The sequence below is a fragment of the Trinickia caryophylli genome (assembly GCF_034424545.1).
GTDB classification, from domain to species: domain Bacteria; phylum Pseudomonadota; class Gammaproteobacteria; order Burkholderiales; family Burkholderiaceae; genus Trinickia; species Trinickia caryophylli.
In genome coordinates this window covers 18,152-39,759 of sequence record NZ_CP139971.1, presented here as the reverse complement: position 1 = coordinate 39,759, position 21,608 = coordinate 18,152, and the positions used below count along the sequence as shown (strand labels likewise).

18 protein-coding genes and 1 riboswitch are annotated in these 21,608 nt (G+C 64.2%); of the genes, 11 read left to right on the top strand and 7 right to left on the bottom strand.

Annotation, left to right across the window (positions count from 1 at the left end):
* Nucleotides 1-17 precede the first annotated feature (17 nt).
* Nucleotides 18-1,079: a HoxN/HupN/NixA family nickel/cobalt transporter gene (locus U0034_RS19535; RefSeq protein WP_085229899.1), complete on the bottom strand. Its 1,062-nt coding sequence runs from the start codon at nucleotides 1,077-1,079 to the stop codon at nucleotides 18-20.
* A 232-nt stretch (nucleotides 1,080-1,311) separates the two neighbouring features.
* Nucleotides 1,312-1,593: riboswitch (cobalamin riboswitch) on the bottom strand.
* A gap of 114 nt (nucleotides 1,594-1,707) precedes the next feature.
* On the opposite strand from U0034_RS19535, the gene U0034_RS19530 reads away from it, so the two are divergent.
* The 4 genes from U0034_RS19530 (at nucleotide 1,708) to U0034_RS19515 (ending at nucleotide 4,730) form a co-directional block, all read left to right on the top strand.
* Nucleotides 1,708-2,208 (top strand): cobalamin biosynthesis protein, encoded by a 501-nt coding sequence (locus U0034_RS19530; RefSeq protein ID WP_085229792.1) that lies wholly within the window; start codon nucleotides 1,708-1,710, stop codon nucleotides 2,206-2,208.
* Nucleotides 2,205-2,807, top strand: coding sequence for a cob(I)yrinic acid a,c-diamide adenosyltransferase (gene cobO / locus U0034_RS19525; protein WP_085229791.1), 603 nt, complete (start codon nucleotides 2,205-2,207; stop codon nucleotides 2,805-2,807). Before U0034_RS19530 ends, cobO begins: the two co-directional genes overlap by 4 nt.
* 2 nt (nucleotides 2,808-2,809) lie before the next feature.
* A complete protein-coding gene (locus U0034_RS19520) occupies nucleotides 2,810-4,114 on the top strand; it encodes a cobyrinate a,c-diamide synthase (protein WP_085229790.1) in 1,305 nt (434 codons plus the stop codon).
* A 160-nt stretch (nucleotides 4,115-4,274) separates the two neighbouring features.
* The gene (locus U0034_RS19515) at nucleotides 4,275-4,730 is read left to right on the top strand and encodes a DUF1810 domain-containing protein (RefSeq protein WP_085229789.1); all 456 of its coding nucleotides are present in this window, start codon (nucleotides 4,275-4,277) and stop codon (nucleotides 4,728-4,730) included.
* A gap of 27 nt (nucleotides 4,731-4,757) precedes the next feature.
* On the opposite strand, the gene U0034_RS19510 is transcribed toward U0034_RS19515, so the two are convergent.
* On the bottom strand, nucleotides 4,758-5,819 hold the full coding sequence (locus tag U0034_RS19510) for an acyltransferase family protein (RefSeq protein ID WP_162801002.1): 1,062 nt from the start codon (nucleotides 5,817-5,819) through the stop codon (nucleotides 4,758-4,760).
* Nucleotides 5,820-6,126: 307 nt separating this feature from the next.
* On the opposite strand from U0034_RS19510, the gene U0034_RS19505 reads away from it, so the two are divergent.
* Complete coding sequence (locus tag U0034_RS19505; protein ID WP_085229787.1) at nucleotides 6,127-6,486, top strand: DUF3564 domain-containing protein; 360 nt, start codon at nucleotides 6,127-6,129, stop codon at nucleotides 6,484-6,486.
* A gap of 341 nt (nucleotides 6,487-6,827) precedes the next feature.
* On the opposite strand, the gene U0034_RS19500 is transcribed toward U0034_RS19505, so the two are convergent.
* A complete protein-coding gene (locus U0034_RS19500) occupies nucleotides 6,828-7,412 on the bottom strand; it encodes an alpha-ketoglutarate-dependent dioxygenase AlkB family protein (RefSeq protein WP_085229898.1) in 585 nt (194 codons plus the stop codon).
* 357 nt (nucleotides 7,413-7,769) lie between these two features.
* Between U0034_RS19500 and U0034_RS19495 the strand changes: the two genes are divergently transcribed.
* A complete protein-coding gene (locus U0034_RS19495) occupies nucleotides 7,770-8,909 on the top strand; it encodes a hypothetical protein (RefSeq protein WP_139831209.1) in 1,140 nt (379 codons plus the stop codon).
* Between the two features lie 127 nt (nucleotides 8,910-9,036).
* On the opposite strand, the gene U0034_RS19490 is transcribed toward U0034_RS19495, so the two are convergent.
* Nucleotides 9,037-9,660: a hypothetical protein gene (locus U0034_RS19490; protein WP_233212055.1), complete on the bottom strand. Its 624-nt coding sequence runs from the start codon at nucleotides 9,658-9,660 to the stop codon at nucleotides 9,037-9,039.
* Between the two features lie 304 nt (nucleotides 9,661-9,964).
* On the opposite strand from U0034_RS19490, the gene U0034_RS19485 reads away from it, so the two are divergent.
* Nucleotides 9,965-11,020 (top strand): helix-turn-helix transcriptional regulator, encoded by a 1,056-nt coding sequence (locus U0034_RS19485; RefSeq protein ID WP_085229785.1) that lies wholly within the window; start codon nucleotides 9,965-9,967, stop codon nucleotides 11,018-11,020.
* A gap of 80 nt (nucleotides 11,021-11,100) precedes the next feature.
* On the opposite strand, the gene U0034_RS19480 is transcribed toward U0034_RS19485, so the two are convergent.
* The 3 genes from U0034_RS19480 to U0034_RS19470 form a co-directional block, all read right to left on the bottom strand.
* Entirely contained in the window at nucleotides 11,101-13,725 is a 2,625-nt protein-coding gene (locus U0034_RS19480; protein WP_085229784.1) for an AAA family ATPase, read from the bottom strand.
* Nucleotides 13,722-14,840: a metallophosphoesterase family protein gene (locus U0034_RS19475; protein WP_085229783.1), complete on the bottom strand. Its 1,119-nt coding sequence runs from the start codon at nucleotides 14,838-14,840 to the stop codon at nucleotides 13,722-13,724. The genes U0034_RS19480 and U0034_RS19475 overlap by 4 nt, the downstream gene beginning before the upstream one ends.
* Nucleotides 14,841-14,997: 157 nt before the next feature.
* Entirely contained in the window at nucleotides 14,998-16,950 is a 1,953-nt protein-coding gene (locus U0034_RS19470) for a PhoX family protein (protein ID WP_085229782.1), read from the bottom strand.
* A 1,089-nt stretch (nucleotides 16,951-18,039) separates the two neighbouring features.
* Between U0034_RS19470 and U0034_RS19465 the strand changes: the two genes are divergently transcribed.
* The 4 genes from U0034_RS19465 to U0034_RS19450 all read left to right on the top strand — a co-directional run bounded on the left by U0034_RS19465 (nucleotide 18,040) and on the right by U0034_RS19450 (nucleotide 21,583).
* Nucleotides 18,040-18,987 (top strand): chlorinating enzyme, encoded by a 948-nt coding sequence (locus U0034_RS19465; protein WP_085229780.1) that lies wholly within the window; start codon nucleotides 18,040-18,042, stop codon nucleotides 18,985-18,987.
* A 236-nt stretch (nucleotides 18,988-19,223) separates the two neighbouring features.
* Nucleotides 19,224-19,997 (top strand): beta-ketoacyl-[acyl-carrier-protein] synthase family protein, encoded by a 774-nt coding sequence (locus U0034_RS19460; RefSeq protein ID WP_158243570.1) that lies wholly within the window; start codon nucleotides 19,224-19,226, stop codon nucleotides 19,995-19,997.
* A 35-nt stretch (nucleotides 19,998-20,032) separates the two neighbouring features.
* The gene (locus U0034_RS19455) at nucleotides 20,033-20,284 is read left to right on the top strand and encodes an acyl carrier protein (protein WP_085229778.1); all 252 of its coding nucleotides are present in this window, start codon (nucleotides 20,033-20,035) and stop codon (nucleotides 20,282-20,284) included.
* Nucleotides 20,285-20,320: 36 nt separating this feature from the next.
* Nucleotides 20,321-21,583, top strand: a complete 1,263-nt coding sequence (locus tag U0034_RS19450) for a cation:proton antiporter (protein ID WP_085229777.1) — start codon at nucleotides 20,321-20,323, stop codon at nucleotides 21,581-21,583.
* The last annotated feature ends 25 nt before the right edge of the window (nucleotides 21,584-21,608 follow it).

Genomic DNA, 21,608 nt, shown 5'->3' with positions numbered 1-21,608 from the left:
CTCAGGCTGTCAGGCGCTCAGGCGGACAGCGTCACGTCGATCTCGTCGTACCGCATGAGGCGATAGATGAGCGCCGACACGGCCCAGCTGACGATGAAAATGCCGATGACGAAATAGCCGAGCACACCGAAATGATCCGCGATGTTGCCGACGAATTCCCAAAAGCCGCCTTTCAGTTGCAACCGCGATGCGACGAGCGCGAGCACTTCCACGCAGCCGATCACGAGTGCGACCACGACGGAAACGAAGGTGATCGTCAGGTTGTAGTAGATCTTGCGGATGGGCCGCACGAACGCCCAGCGATAGGCACCCGTCATGAGAATGCCGTCGGTGGTATCGACGAGCGACATGCCGGCCGTGAAGAGCAGCGGCAAGGCCACGATCGACCAGATCGAGAGCCCGCCCGCGGCCTGTGTCGCGGAGATACCGAAAAGCGCGACCTCTGTGGCCGTGTCGAAGCTGAAGCCGAACAGCAGCCCGATCGGATAAAGATGCCAGCTTCGCGACGCGAGCTTGAAAAGCGGCCGGAACAGGCGCGCGAGAAACCCGCGGTTGCCGAGCAGCAGGTCGAGATCCTCCTCGACAAGCGGCTCGCCGCGGCGCGCGGCGCGAAACGCGCGCCACACGGAGACGAGAATCATCATGTTGGCGGCGGCGAGCACGAGCAGGAAAAACGCCGATACGCTCGTACTGATGATGCCGCCCACCGCCTTGAAATCGGAGAAATGCGTCGTCAGCGTGGCGGCCGTCAAGGCCACCGCGATCGACATCGCCACGACCACGCTCGAGTGCCCGAGCGAAAAGAAAAAGCCGGCGCCGAGCGGATTGCGGCGCTCCTGCAGCAGCTTGCGCGTGACGTTGTCGATGGCGGCGATATGATCGGCGTCGACGGCGTGCCGCAGGCCGAACGTATAGGCGAGCAGTGCCGTGCCGAGCAGCACCGGCTGCGCATGGAAGGCAACGAAGGCCCATGCCCACGCGCCGAGATTGAAGGCCAGCACCACGGCATAAATGCCGATGACTTTGCGCCGCGGAGCGGCGGGGCTGTCGTTGAACAATTCAAGAAAGGAATGAAGCACGGTCGGCGCCTGTGACGATCGATGCATGATGAAATCGACTCCGCTGCGCCCGGCCTCACCGACGCCCGACGCGTCCCACGTGCCACGCGCGCTGGCCCGATGCGCACCGCCGCGGCATGCGCGGGCGCACGCCTGAGCGTCGAACCGGAAACACGGCGAGCGGGCAGCGGGAAGCGCCGGCGATCGATGCCGAAGACAGGGAAGTCGTGACAGTCGCGCCGCCTACCCGCAGCGCCTGTCCTCCGCTCTGGCCGGTATCCGGGCTGACGAGAGCGCCGCTTCACCTTCCCGCGCGAGTAATGTTGTTTCTTGCGCAGTGGTCATCTGCATGGGCGGCCTTGCGCACATGCATAGAAGCCGGCTCTGCATCGCGTCATGCGATGCGCTCGCCTACCGTTGCGGGGGCAGCACAGTTTCGCCCTGCCGCGCAGGAGAGCCGCGGCGAGCTTCTGTTTCCCGTTTAACTGCGCGCGCAGGAAAAGCGCGCGCGAGCACCAGATCGGTTGCGAGTGTAGGTGCCTTCGTCGCGATTCGTCAAGAAATGGCGGCCGACCGCTGTGCTATCGTATCGGCCGCATCTCGCCCCTGTGTGGGCGGGCATGGCCTTCACTCCTGACGATCCACCGATATGACGACTGGACAGCCGCCTGCAACCGCGCTTTCGAGCGACGAGCCGGCCAGTCCGGAGCCGCACGCGCGCTTTGCCGTCGGCATCGGATGCCGGCGCGGCGCATCCCTCGCGCAAATCGAGGCAGCCGTGTTGGCGGCGCTCGCCGCTCGTACGATACGTGCGGTGCGTTGCGTCGCGACGCTCGATGCGAAAGCGGGAGAGCCGGGCCTGCTCGCGTTCTGCGCGCGCTACCGGCTGCCGCTCGTGACCTTCGAAGCGAACGCCGTCAGCGCATGTGCCGACGCATACGGCTTGCCCGCAGGTTCGGCCGCAGCGCAACTGCACGTCGGCGCCACGGCGGTCTGCGAGCCTTGCGCGCTGCTCGCGGCGCCCGGCGGCACCCTCGTCGTGCGTAAGCAGGCACGCGCGGGCGTCACCGTGGCCGTGGCCGCGTGGCCGGTCGCACGTGCGATCGACAGCCCCATACAACCCACGAATTTCAAGGACTTCAGCGCATGAAGACGGACCCCGAATCGCACCAGCGCATGACCGAGCGGCGCCGCGCAGGCCACGAGAAAAAGCAGGCGGCCGCCACGACCGAAAAGGGCTTGCTGATCGTGCACACCGGCAACGGCAAGGGCAAGAGCACGGCAGCGTTCGGCATGGCGGTGCGCATGCTCGGGCACGGCGAGCGCATCGGCGTCGTGCAGTTCATCAAGGGCGCGCTGCATACGTCCGAGCGCGACTTTCTCGGCGCGCACCCGCAATGCGATTTCGTGACGATGGGCGACGGCTACACCTGGAACACACAGAATCGCGAAGCCGACATAGCGACGGCGCGCAAGGGCTGGAACGAGGCGCTGAGGATGATCGAGAGCGGCACCTGCCGAATGGTGATCCTCGACGAACTGAATACGGTGCTCAAGTATGAATATCTGCCGCTCGACGAGGTACTCGCCGCATTGCAGGCGCGCGATCCGATGTTGCATGTGGTCGTAACGGGGCGCCACGCGCCCGATGCGCTCGTGGAGGCGGCCGACCTCGTCACCGAGATGCGCCTCGTCAAGCACCCCTATCGCGAGCAGGGCGTCAAGGCGCAGCGCGGCGTGGAGTTCTGAACATGCCCGCCTGCCCCGCCCTGCTGATCGGCGCGCCGGCGTCGGGACAGGGCAAGACGACGATCACGGCCGGCCTCGCCCGGCTCCACCGGCGGCAAGGCCGGCGCGTGCGCGTGTTCAAGGCAGGCCCCGATTTCCTCGATCCGACGATCCTGTCCCGAGCAAGCGGCGCCCCGGTCCTCTCGCTCGATCTTTGGATGGTCGGCGACGAGGCATGCCGGGCCCTGCTCGCGCAGGCGGCTTGCGAAGCCGACGTGATCCTGATCGAAGGGGTGATGGGGCTTTTCGACGGCACACCGAGCAGCGCGGATATCGCCGCCGCGTTTCGCGTACCCGTGGCCGCCGTGATATCGGCCAAAGCGATGGCGCAGACCTTCGGCGCACTCGCGTTCGGCCTCGCTCGCTATCGCGACGACGTGCCGTTCCATGGCGTGCTGGCAAACCACGTTGCCTCGCCGCTTCATGCTCGCATGCTCGTCGAATCGCTGCCGGCGGACCTGCGCTGGCTCGGGCACGTGGCAGCATCCGACGAGATGGCGCTGCCGGCTCGCCATCTCGGCCTTCACGGCGCCGACGAGATCGCGAATCTCGATGCTCGCCTCGATTGCGCGGCTGACGCGCTTGCGCAAACGGCCCTGGCCGAACTGCCCGCACCAGTCGCTTTCGCATCCGCCCAGACGCCGACCGTCGCTGCCAGCCTGGCGGGCACGCACATCGCCGTCGCGCGCGATGCCGCGTTCTCGTTCATCTACCCCGCCAATCTTGCGCTGCTCGAGGCGCTCGGCGCGAGCATCAGCTTTTTCTCGCCGCTGGCGGACGAAGCATTGCCCGATGCCGATGCGTTATACCTGCCGGGGGGCTACCCCGAGCTGCACGCCGCCGCCCTTGCACGATGCGAGCGCACCGGCGCCTCCATCCGCGAACACGCGGCCAGCGGGAAACCGATCGTCGCCGAATGCGGCGGCATGCTCTATCTGCTGGAAAAGCTGACCGACGCGCAAGGCGCGACCGCGCCGATGCTGGGACTGCTGCCGGGCCATGCGACGATGCAAGCTCGCCTGGCCGCGCTCGGCATGCAGCAGCTCGATACGCGCCACGGCTCACTGCGCGGGCACACGTTCCACTACTCGCGCATCAGTACGCCGCTCGAGCCCATCGCGCGCGCGACACGTCCGTCGTCCAGCGCGCCCGGCGAAGCGGTCTTCAGGCACGGTTCGATCTTCGCAACTTACATGCACGGGTACTGGCCCTCCAATCCGGAGCTCGCTGCGGCCTTGTTCAGCGGCGAATTCACCAGCGGCCGGTAACGTTCCGCCATGCCATACGGCTGGCCGCCAGCGCGCGCAGGCACTATCGTTCGATACAGGAACCCGTACGACCCGGCGCGGCTTCATCGCGCACGAGTACCGGCCCCTATGAGGACCGACACCTATGAGTGCCGCCCCCCTATAAGCACGGAGGGAAACGATGAACGTCGAAGGCAGTGAAGCGTCAGGGCTGCAGCGCTTCGCGAACGCGCAAGCCCCCGTCTACGGCCAGGTGCGAGCGGAGCTTCGCGCGGGCCATAAGCGGAGCCATTGGATGTGGTTCGTGTTTCCGCAGATCGCGGGGCTCGGACACAGCGCAATGGCCGCACGGTTCGCGATCGTCTCGCTCGACGAGGCCCGGGCTTACCTCGCTCACCCGATTCTGGGCGCGCGGCTGCGCGAGTGCACGGAACTCGTCAATGCGATCGAAGACCGGCCGATCGATCAGATCTTCGGCTACCCCGACGACCTCAAGTTCCGCTCGTCGATGACGCTGTTCGCCGAGGCCGCCGGCTCGCACGAACGCGCACCGTTCGTCCGCGCGATCGAAAAGTATTTCAACGGCGAATTCGATTCGCTCACGCTCGCGCTCGCCAGACCGACGAACAGGGGGTGAGTCGGGCGCGAGCGGCTTCTGCGCCGGTCAGCGCCAGGCCCACCGCAGCAGAGCCCCCGATAGGGACCGCCGGGGCGCGGAAAGCCCGTAGCACCAACGCAGAGCCGGTAAGCGACGAAAGGCCTCGTAAAGAGCCAGCGAAAATGCGATGCGAAAAGCGATGTGCAACCACAAATTGCCTTCGACCACATCGAAACCGGGTAGGCGATTGAACTGCGCGTAGCCGGTATCGACGACGTGGAAGCACAAGATCACGATCGCCGCCCGGCCGATATAGGCAAACGGTACGGCTGCCGGCCTGTGGCGGGCAATGACCCTTGCCGCCCAGATGACGAGGACCGAGCCGCCGATTGCGCCGGCCACCTGTACGGCGAAATGCCGATAGTCGCGGTTGTTCAGGCTGGTCACCACATCGTACCGTTCGACGACGAGCGCGATTGCGCACAGCCCGAGCAACAACCACTTTGCCAGCGCGAGCCGCTGCACGGAATCCATCCACTGCTGCCTGCGCGCGGCCAGGCCGAAGAACAGATAGATCTGCACGACCAGCGCGACGTCGATACTGAACGGCAGAAAGATGTATTGCCCTATCGCCATACCCGCCGCAACCGCCAGCGCAATGCCCAGCAACTTCCCGGCCCAGCTCCCGGGCATTCTTTCGATGCCGTAAGCAATGAGGCTCGCCGCGAACAACGCCGGCAGGAACCACATCGGCCCGATCGGCTCGATCCCCGGGAATTGATGGATCTCCTTGCCCGACGCGTACATCATCGAAGCCACCCAGGGCTCGATCGTCTGCGGGCGACCGAGTACCAGCACGGTATAGATCAGATAAATCGCCACGGTGGCGACATAGGGCACGAGGAGCGCCTTCGCGCGCCTTGCCGCGGTCACCTTGAAGCCGCCACGAACCGAGAAAAAGTATCCGGACAGAACGAAGAACAGCGGCATGTGGAATGCAAAGATCCACTGCGTTGCGTTACTCGTTGGCGCGAACGTATGCCCGGCCACCACCGCGATAATGCCCATGCCACGCGCAACGTCCGCCCACTGTTCTCTTTGCGCATCAGCCTTTGGCGCGCTGCCCATTGCCCTCCCAGGGGTCTTTGCATAGACCGCCATCGTTTCTCCCAGGGATGTATTAGTACGTTGCTACTTACCGTATGTAGCCGGCATTATGTCTCGATTTGCCCGTTTCCAGGTAGGACTTTTCCTACAGGCGGCTGAGGTTGGCCCCCTCGCGCGCGCCTCCACCGCGGGGTAGCGTGACCGTCGAGACTGGCCTAAAGTAGAGAATCCATCGACTCCGAATCGCACCCGACATGGCTGGCGGCCGCATCGTCAACCGGCGGAGCGCAGGCCATCCGAAACCCATGCTTTATCTGGAGCGCCTCCGATGAGACTCACGATTCTGATTAACGGTCCCGATCCCACCGTCAATCACGACTATGCCGTGCTGTGGCTCGACACTGATGAACGCGTATGGTCAAGAGAGTCGCACGACGGGATCGACTTGCCCGCCTGGGGCGACGTGCGCGACGAGGATGGGGTCATCAAGCTCTGTCCTCACAGTGTCGACACGCCCGTGTGCACGCTGAAAGGCCTGCGCGTGGGCCGCGACCAGCGGCTCGCCTCGGCTCAGGGCGCCGCGCAATGGTCGTGCCCTTCGCAGCAGGCACCCACCGGCGGGCTCTGGCGCTTGCAGGCGGTGGAAAGAAAGCAGGTGCTGCCGGAAAACAGCTGCTTTCCGCAGTAGGCAGGCCAGTCCCCACTCGGCCCGGGCATCGCCGGAGCCCGCCGGCTACCGCCCGCAACGGCATTTCTTTACGGTTCATTACCGACGGCCTCGTCGGCACCCGAGCGTTGATATAGTCGGCCTTGGCTATCTCGAGGCCAACCCTCCTGGGCCCGCTCGGAATGACATCGGCGGGCCGTTTTTTTTGCCCCCACCACGTCATTTTGGCCTGCGCGTTCGCTGCCGGTCGCTCGGCGTTCGCGCCTGTTCCATGCCCAATGAAGATGCGCCTCTTCTTTATGCGCATAAATTTCTTATTTTTCGTATGAGAAATATATCGCAGGAAATTGCTGTTCTGCGATCTATCGCGGCACAACGAACCGGAAGGTCAGATTGATCCGTTCACCAACCGCGCCGGCCGCCTTCGGCACCCGATGCTGCCACTGCGCCTGAGTCTGTCCGCGCATGACGAGCAAGCTGCCGTTGGCTAGCACGAACGCTCTGCGCTCGCCGCTGTGGTTGTGGCGGAGGTCGAAACGGCGCGGGGCGCCAAGGCTCACCGATGCGATGACCGGCGCCTCGCCCAGCTCGCGCTCGCGGTCAGCGTGCCAGCCCATGCTGTCTTCGCCGTTCCGATACCGATTGAGCAGGACGCTGTTGAATCGCTCGCCTGTTGCCGCTTCCGCCAAGACTTTTAGCGTCTGCACCGCAGGCGTCCAGGCACCCGGATCGTTGCGTATGCCCGAGTAGACATAGACCGCACCGCGGTCGCCCTGCCATGCCGTCAGGCGCGGCAAAGGCTTGCGGCCGCCCGGCGTGCCGATGACATCCTGCTTCCATTCGACTTCGCGCAGCAGCGCCTCGAACAGCGCGATAGCCTGGGCCTCATCGAGCCAGTGCGGGTACCAATCGACTTCCGGCTCTGGCAACGCGGCAAAGCCGGGCAGACTCGTTTGCTCCGCGGACACTTCATCGCCCTCCCGATCGATTCCAACTCGCGTGCGGCGGTGCGGCGCCCCGGGGCCTGCCAAACGTCGCACCTCGAAGGGCGCGAGCGCGAGCAACACGCTGCCGCAACCCGTATCGAGTCTACCCGTTCGGCCGTTACGCGGCTTGCGGCCGTCCGAACGCGGACGAAAACAAGACAACGAGTCGGTTCGATGGCAACGTTTTGTCCGAATAAACCAATCGTTGTGGCGTAGCGTCGAGTTCGGGCATCCGCACAATCGAATGATCGGGCATATAACGTGGGCCACGGCGCTTCCTTCACTCCCCCCCTTCCGGGCGGCCAAACCGCGAGCATCGTGTTCGTCGAACCACTCATGCGCGGCGATCGCATCAGCCTTCTCGCTCAGGCGGTGTCGGCGGCCGAGCGCATGCCCGGTACGGCGATTTTCATCGTCACGCGTACAGACTATGCCTGCTCGCGGCTGGTGGAGCTTCGTCGTGCGACGCGGACAGCCCCGCGCATCGTCGCTTCTGCGCTCGATCTGCGAGGAGCCGAAATGGCCGCGCTGGTCCCGGCGCAGATTGCCCCGCTGCTCGACGCCTGCGAGGAAGTTGTTGCGGGCACACGAGCCGCGCGAATCGTGTTTCTCGATGCGGGCGACTACCTGCAGGCCTTGGCCGCGCACAGTACACGCCTGCGCTCGACGCTCGGCCACGCATCGACCTTCATCGTCGAGCGAGCCGCCGCACAACCATCCGTCAGCCCAGTGTCACTCGCCGACGATGGTGCGCGCGAAAATGCCCGTACCGCACTACGCACATGCGCGGGTGCCCGGTTCATCATCGTGGGAGATCGCGCCCCGTCGCTCGCAGACGAATACACGGACGTCTCGCTGCCCGACGCGTGGCGCGGCCGCTTTTCGGCGCGAGGGCGCGCCGAGGCCCGCGCCCTGCTCGGCGCGGCACCCTCGACGCTGCTGCTCGCCGCCGTAGCGCGCAGCGATGAAGCGGGCAAAGACGATAACTGGCAGGCACTCGCGCAAACGCTGCTGCGGGCGGCGCACGCGCGGCTGCTGATCGTCGGGGGCGACGAGTCGCTGCGCAGATGCGGGGTCCATTGTTGGGCAGATCGGTTTGCGGAGCGCATCGAACTGCTCGATGCGCTCGCTGCGACGCCAAGGCAGTTCGCGCTGATCGCTGCCGCGGATATCGTGTTGACACCGTGCCGTGCTCGCGCAGCGGCAGCGCAGGACATCGAGGATCCGACCGCTGGGATCTGGCTCGCGCGCACCGCCGCCTTCGGGGCGACCTACGACGACGAATCGGCCCAACAGATCGCCGGTGAAATAGACGCCATCGAGCGGTTCTCCGCACGCGAGATGTCGCTCTTGACGCGCGCGCTGGGCGATGCAGCCCAGCGCCGGCTGTTGAATGCATTCGAAACGCAGTTCATTGCCGCGATAAGCCCGCTGCAATGCAGTTGCGACAACAACTGAAGTCCAGGCCGAACAGTAACAAGCCGGGGACGGCCGCTATATGCGATGGCTGTGCCGTGCGTTTGCAAATCCCGTATCGGCCATCCGTATCTACCGCGATATGCATACACTTCCGGCGATCAGTCGGTCAGCGAAGCGGAGCGCCTTCACGATAGATTTGCACGGCGGTTGCTTCGACGTAATCCACTCGCACGCTCTCGCCGGGTGCGAGGTCGTCGAGCAGCTTATCGGACGACACCTGCAGCGTTACCGTGCGCGTCGGCCCGCGCAGCGTCACGAGCCGGCTCTCGCGATCGATCCGCTGGACCGTTGCAAGCGCCTGAATCCGATGCACGGAGGTCGTGGCGCCACGTACGGCCGGCGTGGTCGATTCGGTATCCACACGCTCGCGCACGGCATGAGAGGCGGACTTGTCGGCGCGCAACAGCAGCGCCCGCGTATAGGTGATCGTCAAGTCATCGCCGATTCGAAGTTTGTTGACGTCGCCGACGGCCTTATCGACCACGACGTTGAGGATGTTTCCGTTTTCCTCGAAGAGCGTCACGCTGTTACTCGCGGGATCGATGCCCACGACCGCCGCAGTGGTCTGCGTCACCGACGTACCGGAAAACGAATGGTCCGCCGCGGCGGCGTCGGCAGCGCGTGCGCTCAGCGGCACGATCGCCGCCACCAGCGCGAACGCGATCGCGATCGTACTCAATGCGCGCGGCAACGCGTCCGCAAGCAGGTGATGCTTTTGAACGTCGAACATTCGGACAACCTCCATGAGCCATGATCTTGCGGTGACGACTAGCGTCCCATGAAGGCCAGTGTATCGGCGCAGGCGCCGCATCCCTTGACCTGGCTCAAGCCGGTTCGACCACCGGTAGACCGGCGCGACCAGAGCCGCGAAGGCCGCACCGCCGACGCATCCCCCGATTCGGACAGCAAATGTCCATGTTGGGAGCGATAATCCAGGCATCGAGTCTATTCGCGGAGCAAGCGGGGAGCCGCTATCGGATTTGAGCTTTGCCGCGCCGGCCGCTTGCCTTCATTCCTTATCGACCATTTCATCCATGCAGTCCATCCTTGATGAAGCATTGCTTCGCATCTTGCCGACCGAGCGCGACGGCGATGGCTGGGTTACGACGTCGGAGGCGCGCAAGCGCATCGAAGCACGCGGACATGCGGTCTACCCGCGTCTCGTACTGCGGCATCTGAATTCTCTCGAGGAACGGCGCCTCGTGATTTCACGCACGGAGGGCCGCGATCTGCTATGGCAGAGAAAGCCCTGGCTGCAAGGCGTGCGCGACGGGTTCGGGCTCATGAGCGCATCGGAAGCCCTTGCGTTTCACGTCCTTCAGCGGTTTGCCGGCAACAAACTGCCCGAAGCGGTCATGAAGGATATCGCGCCGCTGTTCGAGGCGGCCGACATCCGGCTTTCGCAGGAAAAAGCCGATAACCGCGTCTATCGCGCATGGCCCGAAAAGGTCGACTCGGTCGACGGAACGTTCAAGCTGCTTCGCCCCCCCGTCAATGCGGAGACGCTCGATGTCGTTGCAACCGCAACTTTCTTCGAACGCGAACTCATGGTGCGATACCGGGCCGCCTATCGCGCCGGGCAATCGGAGGAGCCCCCCGCAAAAAGACTTTGGCCGCTTGCGCTCGTGGAATCCGCCGGGCTGATGTACCTCGTCGGGCAAGACCCGAGCCGCGCACCGGATCCGTCGAAGGGCAAACGCGAACCGCTGCGCAGCCTCTACCGGCTGGACCGCATTGCCGAAGTAACCGATTCGGGCAAGTCCTTCGCCTACCCCAAGGATTTCACGCTGCAGGACTACATCCAGACGCGGCGCGAGTTCGATTTCCTCACGACCGCTCCGGTCAAGCTCGAACTCGCGGTTACGGAAAGCGCCGGCAGCCACCTGAAGGAGTCGCCGATGGCGGCCGACCAGGAGGTCAGCGCGCTCCCGGACGGGCGCTTGAAGATCACGGGCACCGTCGTGCCCAGCCTGAAGCTGCGCTGGTGGATCCGCTCGATCGGAACTGGCGTGGAAGTACTCGGCCCACCCGAGCTGCGGGCGGAATTCGCGGCCGAGTTCCGGCAGCTTGCACAGCTTTACCGGGACTGAGCGCCATCGAAAGAGCGCATAAAGGCATCGCCGAATCGCAGTCGTTTGCGCGGTTACTCCACCGCGCGAACGTTGCCTGGCTAAAGCGCCACCTTCAGTTCGTCGATAGACCGATGGCGTACACCGAGGTCGTTCCACAACTCGGGGTGGCAGGTGAAAAGCAGAATCTGATGGCGGTTCGCCGCATCGAGCAGCGCCCGTTTCAGCGCATCGCGCCGCACGCTGTCCGTGTGCACGGCCGCATCGTCGAGCATCAGGAGCGTCGGGCGCCCCGCGGCTTTCAATACGTCGGCATAGGCAAGCCGCGTGACGATGCCCATTTGCTCCTGCGTGCCGAAACTCAGCGCGTCGAGCGCATCGAGCCGCCCGTCGCGCTGGACCGCCAGCGGCCCGAGCGCATCGTCGAGCGTCATGCCCGCCTCCGGAAAAAAGCGTCTCAGGTAGTGGCCCAGGCGCTCCGTCAGGGGTGCGCGCAGTTGCGCCATGGCTGCATCGCGCTCCTCCACGAGCGTGCGCTCGAGCAGCCGCAAGGCATCGGCCCGTAAAGAAAGCTCCGCCCAACGACGCTGCGCACGCTCGAGCGCCGCCTGTGCGCGGGCCGCGCGCTCGCCGAGCCCACTTGCGCCCGCCGCTTCGAGCTGGCTCCGCAAAGCGGCAATCCTCACCTGACGGTGATGCTGCTCTTCGCGTGCGAGCTCGGCCGAGGCGCGATAGCGGTGCTCTTCTTGCACGGGATCGTCGATGCGGGCCTGCTCGAGCGCCCGGACAAGTGCTTCGCGCTGTTTCTCCAGCGCCTCCACATGCGTGCGTTGCTCGACGATCGCCGCCCGCCATTGCGCGCGACGGGTGCGGAATTCTTCGCTCGCGAGTTGGGCCTCGTCTCGGCGCAGCGAGTCCGCCAGCGACTCGCACGCCGTGAGCGCCGATGCGCGGGCATCCGCGGCCCGTTGCTGCGCGGCTGCCGCGGCGTCCAGCGCCGCTCGCGCGAGATCGGCCGCCCGTCTCGCCTCTTCGAGCGTCAGTGCGCCTGCCGCGTCGGGCAGCGCGGCACGCCGCTCATTGGCAGTCTGGCTGCGCGCCTGCGCCGCCGCGCGCGCCTCGCGCAATGCCTCGATACCTCGAGGTGCGTGCAAGGCGAGGATCGTCTGCTGGTTCTGCAACGCCGCCACCTGAGACTTCCATGCCTCGTGACGCGTCTCGGCATCGTCGAGCGACGCCACGCCGAGTGCCTTCAGCAGTTGCGCCTGCGCGGCGTCGAGCTCGGCGCACTGGGCACGCAGCGCCGCCAGATCGGATATGCCCGGCACGATCGTCAGTTCGCCGCAGTCGGGCACAACGAGCGTTTGCGCACCATCGAGCCGCAGCACGCCCTCGCCTTCGACGCTGCGCTCGCCGATCCGGATCGGCGAGCGCAGACGATACTCGACGCGCGTCATGGCCGCGTCGACCTTCGCGCGCAGCAGGTCTGCCTGCCTCGCGAGCGCCCGCAACCGCTGCAGTTGCTGAGGATCGACTTCGAGCGATGCTGCCGCACGCGTTGCTTCGACCACCGCGGCATGCGCGAGCCCGGCGGCGCCGATCGACGCATCGAGCCGTTCGATCTCCACGCGATAGAGCTGTAATTGATCGTCGAGTTCGCGCGCCATGCCTGCGACGTTCGCAAGCTCCAGCGCACGTGCCGCTTCGCTCGCGGCCGCTTGGCAACGTGTCATGTCGAGCGACACGCGCGCGTGATCGGCCTGCGCTTGCCGCGCCTGCGCCTCCGCCCGCTCGAGTTGGCGTCTGCGCTCGGCGACGGAGGCCTCGAGCTCGGCGGCATGGGTTTCGTGTTGAACCGACAGCGCCAACTCGGCTTCGCGCAGTTGCACCGATTGATCGAGCGCGTTCAGGCTACTCGCCATCTCGGCCAGGGCCGCGGCGCGCCGATGCGCGTCCTGTGCCTTGCTTTCGAGCGTTTCCCAGGCGCGCTTTTGCTGCGCCTCGTCGAACGCCTGCTGCAAGGCGGCCAGACGCTCGGTATCGCCTTCGAACTGGCCGCGTTGCTGCTCGAGCGACGCGTATTCGTCGCGAGCGGACGCAAGCTCCTTTTCCGCCTGCGCGAGCGCGCCGGTCGCCCGCTGCGATCGGCTCGTCAACAATTGCGCGAGTTCGCCGCGCACCGCCTCGATGAGCGCATCCTCGCCGCCGGCCTGACGGCTGCCCGAAAGCTGTGCGAGCGAGTCACGCAGATACTGTGCGGCGTGGCTGCCGGCCTCGCGAATCTGCTGCGATTGCCCCTGCTGCACCCAGAGCAACCCGGGAACGCCTGCGTCGGCGTCTTTCATCGCACCGCGCGCCGCGCGCGAAAACCCCAGAATGAGCGCGAGCTTCTCCTCGGCCTCGTCTTCGCCGAACACCTCGTGGCCGATTTTCAGGTTGCAGCGCGGGCGCGTCACGAATTGCTTCGTCAGCGTGCACGACTGCCCGTTCGCCACGAAGCTGACTTCGACAGTCGGCTGCCCGCTCGCACGCCCCCACGGCAGCAGGTCTTTCAGATGCGAGGCCTTGTAACGCTCGAGAAATACCGTGCGCACGGCTTCGGCAATCGTGCTCTTGCCGGCCTCGTTGGGCCCGGTGAATACGTTCAGACCCGGCCCAAGCGAATCGATGACGACACGCGCACCGAACTGCTTGAACTCCTCGATCGCAATGCGTTGAAGCTTCATGCCGGTTTCGCCTCACGCTGGAACTGAGCCAGCAGCACGAGCGCTTCGGCCGCAACGCTCGCTTGCGCCGCATCGGACTGAAGCGCCGAGAGGCGCTCCACTACCTTGCCGAGATAGCCGCCCTGTGCGCCCAGCGCCGCAAGATCGGCCTCGCTCGGCCTCACACCCAGATCCGACGCATCGAACCGCAGCGCCCGCACGCGCGCTCTCGCTTCGTCCACGGCAAGCCGCATCCGCTCGACCGCGGCCAGATCGGCAGCCCCCGTCACTGCAAGCTTCAGGACGTCGCCCGCCCCGAGCGCCGCCAGACGCGCCGCGAGCGCCTCGATATCGCTATCGACGGCAAGAGCCTCGTCCCACTTGTGCCACCGGTACTTGCCGACCGGTAGCGGCGTAACCAACGGCGTTTCTCCCGGCGCCGGCAGCGAAACGTCGAGTACGAAACCCGGTTCGTTGGTCCGAAACCGATCCTGCTCATGTGTGCCCGCATACCAGGTTCTCGCGTCGACCTGCAGGTGGCCATGCCAATCGCCCAGCGCGAGATAGTCGAGCCGCGCGGTTCGCGCCCGCGACGCGTCGATCGGATTCGTCGAATCGACGCCCTCGGGCAGGATGCCCGTGACGCTGCCGTGCGCGAGGCCGATGCGGAAGTACTCCGGCGGCGTGGCGGCCTGGTCGAAAAAGAGCGTGGTGTCGTCGTAAGTCGTGCGCTGCGTAAGCGGTGCGCACAGCAGCGCACAGCGCAGCGCGTCGAACGAAACGACGGACGGCTGCGTCACGACGTGTACATTCGCGCTCACGCAGCCGAGCCGCTGCGCGCGAGTCCAGACGCTCTCGGCGAGGGCCGCGTCGTGATTGCCGGGCAGCAATACCCACGGCCCGGCAAAATCCGACAACGCGCCGAACAGGCGCCGGATCGCCGTATCGGATACCGTCTGCTGATCGAACACGTCGCCGGCCACGAGCACCATGTCGACGTGCCGCGCGGCCGCCTCGCCCGCAATGCGGCGAACCGTCTCGTAGCGAGCCTCGGTCAGATGCGCCGCCTCGTCGGCCTCGAACTGGCCGAACTGCGTGCCGATCTGCCAATCAGCGGTATGCAGGAATCTGATCATCGCCCCAGTCCTCTTCAGTGCAGGACCGGATCTTACCGCGCCGCGCGGACAAATCGTGTCCGGATCGGCGAGACAGACATAAAGCGCGCAGGCCCTGGCGCCATGTGCGGCCAGGGCCTGCCGGGTGCCTCGGCGCGTATCAGGACGCTCAGGACGCTCAGGACGCGGTGATCTGCCGCGTATCCAGCGTCAGATAGCCCACCGAGGAGCCGAAGCGGTCCTTGTAGTTCGCGCGCACGAGCGGATCGAGCGTTGCCTTGACCTTGTCGTGCAGTGGAGACTCCCAATCGCCGGCATGCTGGAAGTTGCTCATGATGTAGGTCCAGCCGTTGAGTTCGTCGACCGCGTGCAGCCCCGTCGATTCAGCGCCCGCCGGGCACGACAGCAGCCGCGAGAGGACGCCTGTATCGACGTTGTACGCCCACAGGAAGTTGTTCACGTGCGTGTTGCTGTCCTCACCGACGAAAAGCGTGCGCAGCCGCTGCGAGAACTTCAGGTTGTCGGGCGTCGCAATCTTGTCGGGATTGGCAAAATTGCCGAGCGCATCCTGTTGCGCCATCTTCGCGCCGCCCAGGTCCTCGCTCGTAAGCGCGGAAATCGCAGCCATGTCCACCGGCACCCACTCGCTCGCGATCGCGCCGCCCTTGCTGTCGGTTTGCCCGCCCCGCAGGTTCTGCGCATAAACGGCACCCGAATATGGCCCCTGCACCTTGACGTCGCCCGAGCCGTCGAGCATCGAGCTCTCGATACGCGACATCGCGATGTAGGCAATCTTGTCGGTCGGGTTGACGGTCGTGCCTTCCCACTTCGTGAAGCCCATGCTGCCGCCCATGAGCGCGGCATAACGGTGCGTCTCGAGGAAAGCGGCCGCCTTTTCCATCCCGGGATTCAGCTTGACCCAGTTGAACTTGCCGCCATACGGAATCTTCGTATAGCTCGAGTCGCTCGGGTCGGTCGTCTTGACGTCCATGATGTCGGTGGACTTGATACCGCCGTCGATGAGCGCCTTGATTTCGGCGCTCGTCGCCGAGCCGAGCTTGATCCAGCTGAGTGTTGCCGCGCCCGGCCCCGTGCCGGATGTCTGGTGCCACTTGCCCACATAGAGCGTGCCGCTCGACAGATCGCGCGCGCGGTCGGCCACGAACATGAACGCACCGCCATTCGTGGCATCGTCGCCCATGAGGACAGTGCGCTCGTCGGGCATCACCTGCACGAGCTCGTGCGAAATGCGGCCGACGCAATAGTGCTTGACGATCGTGCCCGTTCCGTCCGGATTGACCGTCACCTCGGGCAAATGGCCGTAGTTGTAGGGGTTCGCGGTGTTCGCGTTGCCGTAAAGGTTTTGACTGAAGCCGCGCAACTGCGTATCGGTGGCGGCTTTCGTCGCATCGGGTTCGTACTCCTCGCTGGACAGATGCGTATTCCACGGCGAAAGACTCGCGCCGCACGTGATCCAAAGGCCATTTGCCGGGGCGGTGTTCACGTTGTGGTACTTCACGAGCTTCAGCGCGCCCGTGGCGGGGTCCTGGTCGAGCGTGAGCACGGCGATGGGCGAAGGCAACAGGCCATACATGCTCGTGCCGCCCTGGTTGCGCGTTGTGTACTCGAACTGCACGACGGCAAAGACCGTATTGCCCTTCACGCCGGGCACAGCGGGATTGTCGAGTTTGAGCAGCGACGTGCCGTCCGGGCAATCGGAGAAGAACTGACGCTCCTGGCCAGTCACCGACGTATCGATGATCGGTTGCTGATTGATATCGTAATAGCCGCCCGCGAGGAGCGTGCCGCCGTTTCCGTCGGGCACTGCGTCGCCGGTCGTGAAGAACGTTTGATACGAGAGCGGAAATGCCTGCGTCGAACCATCGCTGAACGCCAGAGAGAGACTCGAGCCGACCGTGCTCTTCGCCATGGCGGCGGGCGTGTCGAGCGTCGGGGCGCTCATACCGACAAACGATGCGGACGAGAAATGGCGTGAGGCGGCCGTCGCCGAAGAGCCGCCGCAAGCGGCGAGGGAGAAGGCCGTCAGCGAACCCGTCGCGATCGGAAGCAGCGGAGCACTAGCAAACCATTTCAGCGCCTGGCGCCGCGACATGGAAGTGGGAGCAGTCATTTGTCGTCTTTATGCCGGTATCGTTGTGGGGGGGCTACGGCACCTGCGGGCGGCGCCCGGACAGGGCCGCATGCAGTCGATGCCGCAGAGAAGGCAGATCGTACGTAATGGATGTGAAAGAATTTTGAATTTCATTGAATGCCCGGAGAACGCTCCTTGAAAGGCGTGACCGCCGCGACGATGAACGGCGACGCGCTCACGCCGCAACCGAAGGCACGCGCGGCCCTCGACGCAACGTCGAGCGCACCTGCGCGGCGCGGCGGCCCATGCCGGGAATCCCCCTGGCCTCGCCCACGCCTGAAGCGACGATTGCTTTCCACTACCGCGAGAACATATCCCCTCGCGAATGACGCTATCGATCGGTAACGCCTCGCGATGCCGACGCGCTAATTTTCATCAGCGCCCGAAGCACCATAACGATGCATGCAATCGAAAAAATAAACATAATGGTGCAATCAAACCAAAAAGGTCTGTACGCAAGCCTCTTTAAAAAAAGAGAAAAGGTCTGTACATACTCACCCACTAAAGAGCTCATAAGCAAATCACCAACAATGCGAATTGTTGTTGAATTCGATTTTTCAGCATGCTAATCTGCCTGCGTCGTGCATCGGACTGCGTAGGTTCCGTATCCAGGCATCATAAAATCGACCGCCATGCCGGTATCGGCATGTGCGGGCAGCATCAATGCCCGGCTTATTGAATCCTTGGATACGCCACGTTTTGTGTTACCCATAGAGCATAGAGTTTTCCCCCGCGGCGTTTCTTTGTTCCACCGTGTTACAGCATCATCGGCTCGCGCCTGCTGCTAAGACTGACACTTAGGATCATTAAAGACATGCTTATAACATGCATTAATACAAGAAACTCTTGCAGGCCAACGCGAACTGTGCTTCCGTCACACATGGACGGCACGTCGCTGCTCGTGTTTCTTTAACTGATTTTTCGCCGTCTCACCTCGGTTTCGAAGAGAGTTCTGCCCGTTCAACGGGGAGAGCCTCGTCTATTGGCTTGGCCGCCAGAAATGTGATTCATCATGCACGCCCGCTCACTGCGGTCGGAATGTGTCATAGCGAGTCAAGGAGTCAAAAAATGACGGTAATTGAAAAGCAGGACTTTGGCCTTACCGAAGATGAGATCGATTTCTTCTTCAAAAACGGGTACATCAAACCGTTCAAGGTTTATGAACCGGAGGAAATGGATGCGCATTGGAAGCGGCTGAGATTGCAGCTGCTCGACCGGCGCAATGCCGTTTACCGGGACAATACGGTAGCCAACAGCGGAAAGAACAATCTCGCGAATTACGATCGGCATCTGGATATTCCATTTCTCGGGGCTCACGTATGCCATCCCAAGATCGTGCACAAGGTCCGCAGTTTGATGGGACCCAATCTGCTTTGCTGGAAAAGCGAGTTTTTCTCTAAATACCCCGGCGACGCCGGTACCGACTGGCATCAGGCCGAATCGTTCGCGGGAGTGGCCGGCAGGCCGCATATCGAATGGCCCGACAATGCGCAGCGGCGGGGAACGATCACGGCATGGTGCGCTTTCACCGACGCCATGAAAGACACCGCCTGCCTCGCCATCGTCCCGGGTACGCATAACATGATGTATTACGACGAGACCAAACGGCTCGTCTACGATCCGGACAAGAACAACAACCTCGTCAAGAACGGCGTACACCGAGGCCTGTGGGGCTACGACTACCGCGACCTGCAAAAAGACAAGGATTGGGCGCCGGATGAATCGAAAGCCGTCTACCTCGAAATGAAGAAGGGCGAGGTGGTGATCTTCTGGTCCACCGTACTCCACTCGTCCCTGCCTCATGCCGGGCTCACGAGCGAAATGCGCGTCGGCTACTCGTCGCGCTACGTGCCTCCCGAGGTCAGGATCCATCCGGACTCCGACGTACTGGTGGAATTCGGCGCCGAGGTAAGCCTCGAGAACTATGGCGCCGTTGTGGTCTCGGGTTCGAATCCCTATGACCACAACAAGATCCGTACGCACAACATGCGCGGCGATCCGTTCGTTCCCGCGTGAGTTCACGAAGCTACGCTGCCGTTCCGGCACCTGCGCCGGAACGGGCTCGTATTCCACTCCTGCGAGAGGGCGCAGCAATGCAAGGTGCATCGATCGACGCGATCGCCTACGCCGTGGGCGAATCGACGTACCCCTATCGGGAAATCCCCGATTTTGCGGCACTCATCGCGGCCAACAATTTACCCGATCTGCCGGCGATCTTCGGTTGGGGCGTCTACCACAAGACGGCACGCGACGTGCAAGCGCTCGGGTTGTCATCCGCCCGTCAGACGCTGGAAAAGGCGGACATGGATCCGGCCCGCGTCGATTTCGTGATGTTCTGTTCCAGCCGGATCCCGGGCACGGAAGTCGATCACATCGGCATGAACATCGAGTTCATCCGAAGTCTTGGGCTCACGCGCGCGTTTCCGATCGGCGTCACGCTAAGCAACTGTGCAGCATTTATCGGCGCGATTGCCATGGCATCGGAATGGGTGTCGCGCGATCCGTCGAAGACGGTGCTCGTCATTACCGCGGATAAACTTTATGACGAGCGGCTGAGGATGCACAAATTCGCCTTGCTGAGCGATTGCGCCGCAAGTTGCCTCGTGCGTCATCCCACGCGCACCGGATATCGAATCGCCGGGCATCAGTTCTCGATCAGCCGCTCGCCGGTGTCCAACAATCTGGGCCAGGACGATCACGAGCTGGAAACCAGGTTCCTGGCCGATCTGTTTGCCAGCACGGGGCTGGAAAAGCACGATTTGCGCGGCGTGTTGACGAGCAACCTGTTCAAACCCATCAGCAGCTTGCGGGGGCGTCGGCTAGGTTTCTCGCAGCATCAGCTCTACCTCGATGCCGTACCCCGCTTCGGCCATTGCTTCGCGGCCGATGCATTTATCAATCTCCTCGACTTCGAAGCAAACAACGGGATCGAACCCGGCGACAAGTTCCTGCTCACCGCGGACGGCCCCAATATCAAAGCCGGACTCGTTGTCGAGAAACGGCCCGCGATCGGCGCCCAAGCGTAGCGATCCTCCGGCTCATCGCCTCCTCTGGAGATTCCATGGATACCCTCACCGCAAATCACGACATCGCCCTCGACGACACGCGCCTGGCCAGCATGCACACGATCTGGCAGCAGTTGCTGGGCCAGGACGACTTTTCCGACGACCAGGAATTCTTCGAGCTCGGCGGCGACTCGGTGCTGTTGATCGGAATGCTCGAGCTCGTCCGGCAGACGTTCGACAAGGAAATTGCCGTCGAGGATCTTGCCGAGGGCATCACGGTACGGCGTCTGGTCAACCTGCTCGGCTGACGGCCGGGCCTTCCCCGCCTCCCTCGAAGCTGCCTCATGACCAACGCGTTCCTCATGGCGTTCCTGGCCATTGTCCTCGTGCCCGTGCTCGCGAGGCACCTGCTGCGGATCGACGCCGTGTTTCCGCTCGCCTTCATGCAGATGCTGCTCGGCATTGCGCTCAACATATCGGGCGGTACCGAGTGGCTCGCCCGACACGGGATTGCACTGGGCGCGGGCGGCGTGGGCGACTCGCTCCGGCCGTTCGGATGGCTGGGGTTGATGATCGTCGTGGCGCTCACCGCCGCGGCTCACCGCGGCGGTCCCACCGGCTCGGCCAGCCTGAGGCGGCTCGCCGCGATCAGCGTGACCGGCTTCGGCACGACGTGTGCGATCGGCGCCGGTGCGGGTTACGCGTTGCTGCAATCGTTCCCGTCGATACAAGGGGACCGTGCCACCCCATTGACGTTCTGCCTCGGAATGGGCCTTACGCTTGCCGTCACCGCGTTGCCGGTACTGATTTCGATCCTGGAGAACCTGCGCATCGAATCGACGCCGCTGGGCCGCCTCGCCATCGGCTGCGCCGTGCTGGACGACGTGTGGCTCTGGCTCATGATGGCCGTCGTCATGGCCAGCATGGCCGGCAGCGTCTCCCGGATCGCCACGACGATCGTGCTCTTCGTCTGCTACGCCGCCGCAATGCTCGCTTGGGCGCCGGCAAGGCTCGAGCGCTTGTACCGTTCGCACGCATGGCTGCGGTACGGCGACGGCCTGCTGTTCTCGATGGCGATCCTGCTTGCGTCCCAGATCGTCGCGAACGCCATCGGCGTGCACGCGATCGTGGGCGCGTTCCTCGCGGGCGCGGCGTTGCCGGCCGACGCATTGCGCAGTTGGCGCGAACCGATCATGCGGTGGACGCAGGTCGTCCTGCTGCCGTTCTTCTTCGTGCTTTCCGGCGCGGCCGTGCACATCGACATCGCCAACCCGCTGGTCTGGCTAATCACCGCTGTGGTCACCCTGTGCGCGATGCTGGGAAAATTCAGTGCCGTCTCGATTGCCGCGCGCGCCGTCGGCATGCCGTGGCAGCAAGCATTCGGGCTCGGCGCGATGCTTCAATGCAAGGGCCTCATGGAGCTCGTGGCCATCAACATCCTGCTGCAGGCGCAGATCATCGGCCCCCCCCTGTTTCAGGCGCTGACGATGCTGGCGCTGACCAGTACGTTCCTGACGGCACCCTTGCTACGGCTCATCTTCGGGCGCAGCGAAGGCGCTTCGGTACGCGCCGCCCCGGGGGCGCCCACCGCACCCGAAAGCTCATGACCTGCCCGGCCGCCAGCTTCGACGA

Excerpts from the sequence above, each read along its gene's own strand:
- U0034_RS19480 (WP_085229784.1), bottom strand. The coding sequence starts at position 13,725 with ATGAAGCTTCAACGCATTGCGATCGAGGAGTTCAAGCAGTTCGGTGCG.
- U0034_RS19475 (WP_085229783.1), bottom strand. The coding sequence starts at position 14,840 with ATGATCAGATTCCTGCATACCGCTGATTGGCAGATCGGCACGCAGTTC.
- U0034_RS19450 (WP_085229777.1), top strand. The coding sequence starts at position 20,321 with ATGACCAACGCGTTCCTCATGGCGTTCCTGGCCATTGTCCTCGTGCCC.
- U0034_RS19455 (WP_085229778.1), top strand. The coding sequence starts at position 20,033 with ATGGATACCCTCACCGCAAATCACGACATCGCCCTCGACGACACGCGC.
- U0034_RS19510 (WP_162801002.1), bottom strand. The coding sequence starts at position 5,819 with ATGGGCAGCGCGCCAAAGGCTGATGCGCAAAGAGAACAGTGGGCGGAC.
- U0034_RS19490 (WP_233212055.1), bottom strand. The coding sequence starts at position 9,660 with ATGTTCGACGTTCAAAAGCATCACCTGCTTGCGGACGCGTTGCCGCGC.
- cobO (WP_085229791.1), top strand. The coding sequence starts at position 2,205 with ATGAAGACGGACCCCGAATCGCACCAGCGCATGACCGAGCGGCGCCGC.
- U0034_RS19470 (WP_085229782.1), bottom strand. The coding sequence starts at position 16,950 with ATGACTGCTCCCACTTCCATGTCGCGGCGCCAGGCGCTGAAATGGTTT.
- U0034_RS19520 (WP_085229790.1), top strand. The coding sequence starts at position 2,810 with ATGCCCGCCTGCCCCGCCCTGCTGATCGGCGCGCCGGCGTCGGGACAG.
- U0034_RS19505 (WP_085229787.1), top strand. The coding sequence starts at position 6,127 with ATGAGACTCACGATTCTGATTAACGGTCCCGATCCCACCGTCAATCAC.
- U0034_RS19515 (WP_085229789.1), top strand. The coding sequence starts at position 4,275 with ATGAACGTCGAAGGCAGTGAAGCGTCAGGGCTGCAGCGCTTCGCGAAC.
- U0034_RS19485 (WP_085229785.1), top strand. The coding sequence starts at position 9,965 with ATGCAGTCCATCCTTGATGAAGCATTGCTTCGCATCTTGCCGACCGAG.
- U0034_RS19530 (WP_085229792.1), top strand. The coding sequence starts at position 1,708 with ATGACGACTGGACAGCCGCCTGCAACCGCGCTTTCGAGCGACGAGCCG.
- U0034_RS19465 (WP_085229780.1), top strand. The coding sequence starts at position 18,040 with ATGACGGTAATTGAAAAGCAGGACTTTGGCCTTACCGAAGATGAGATC.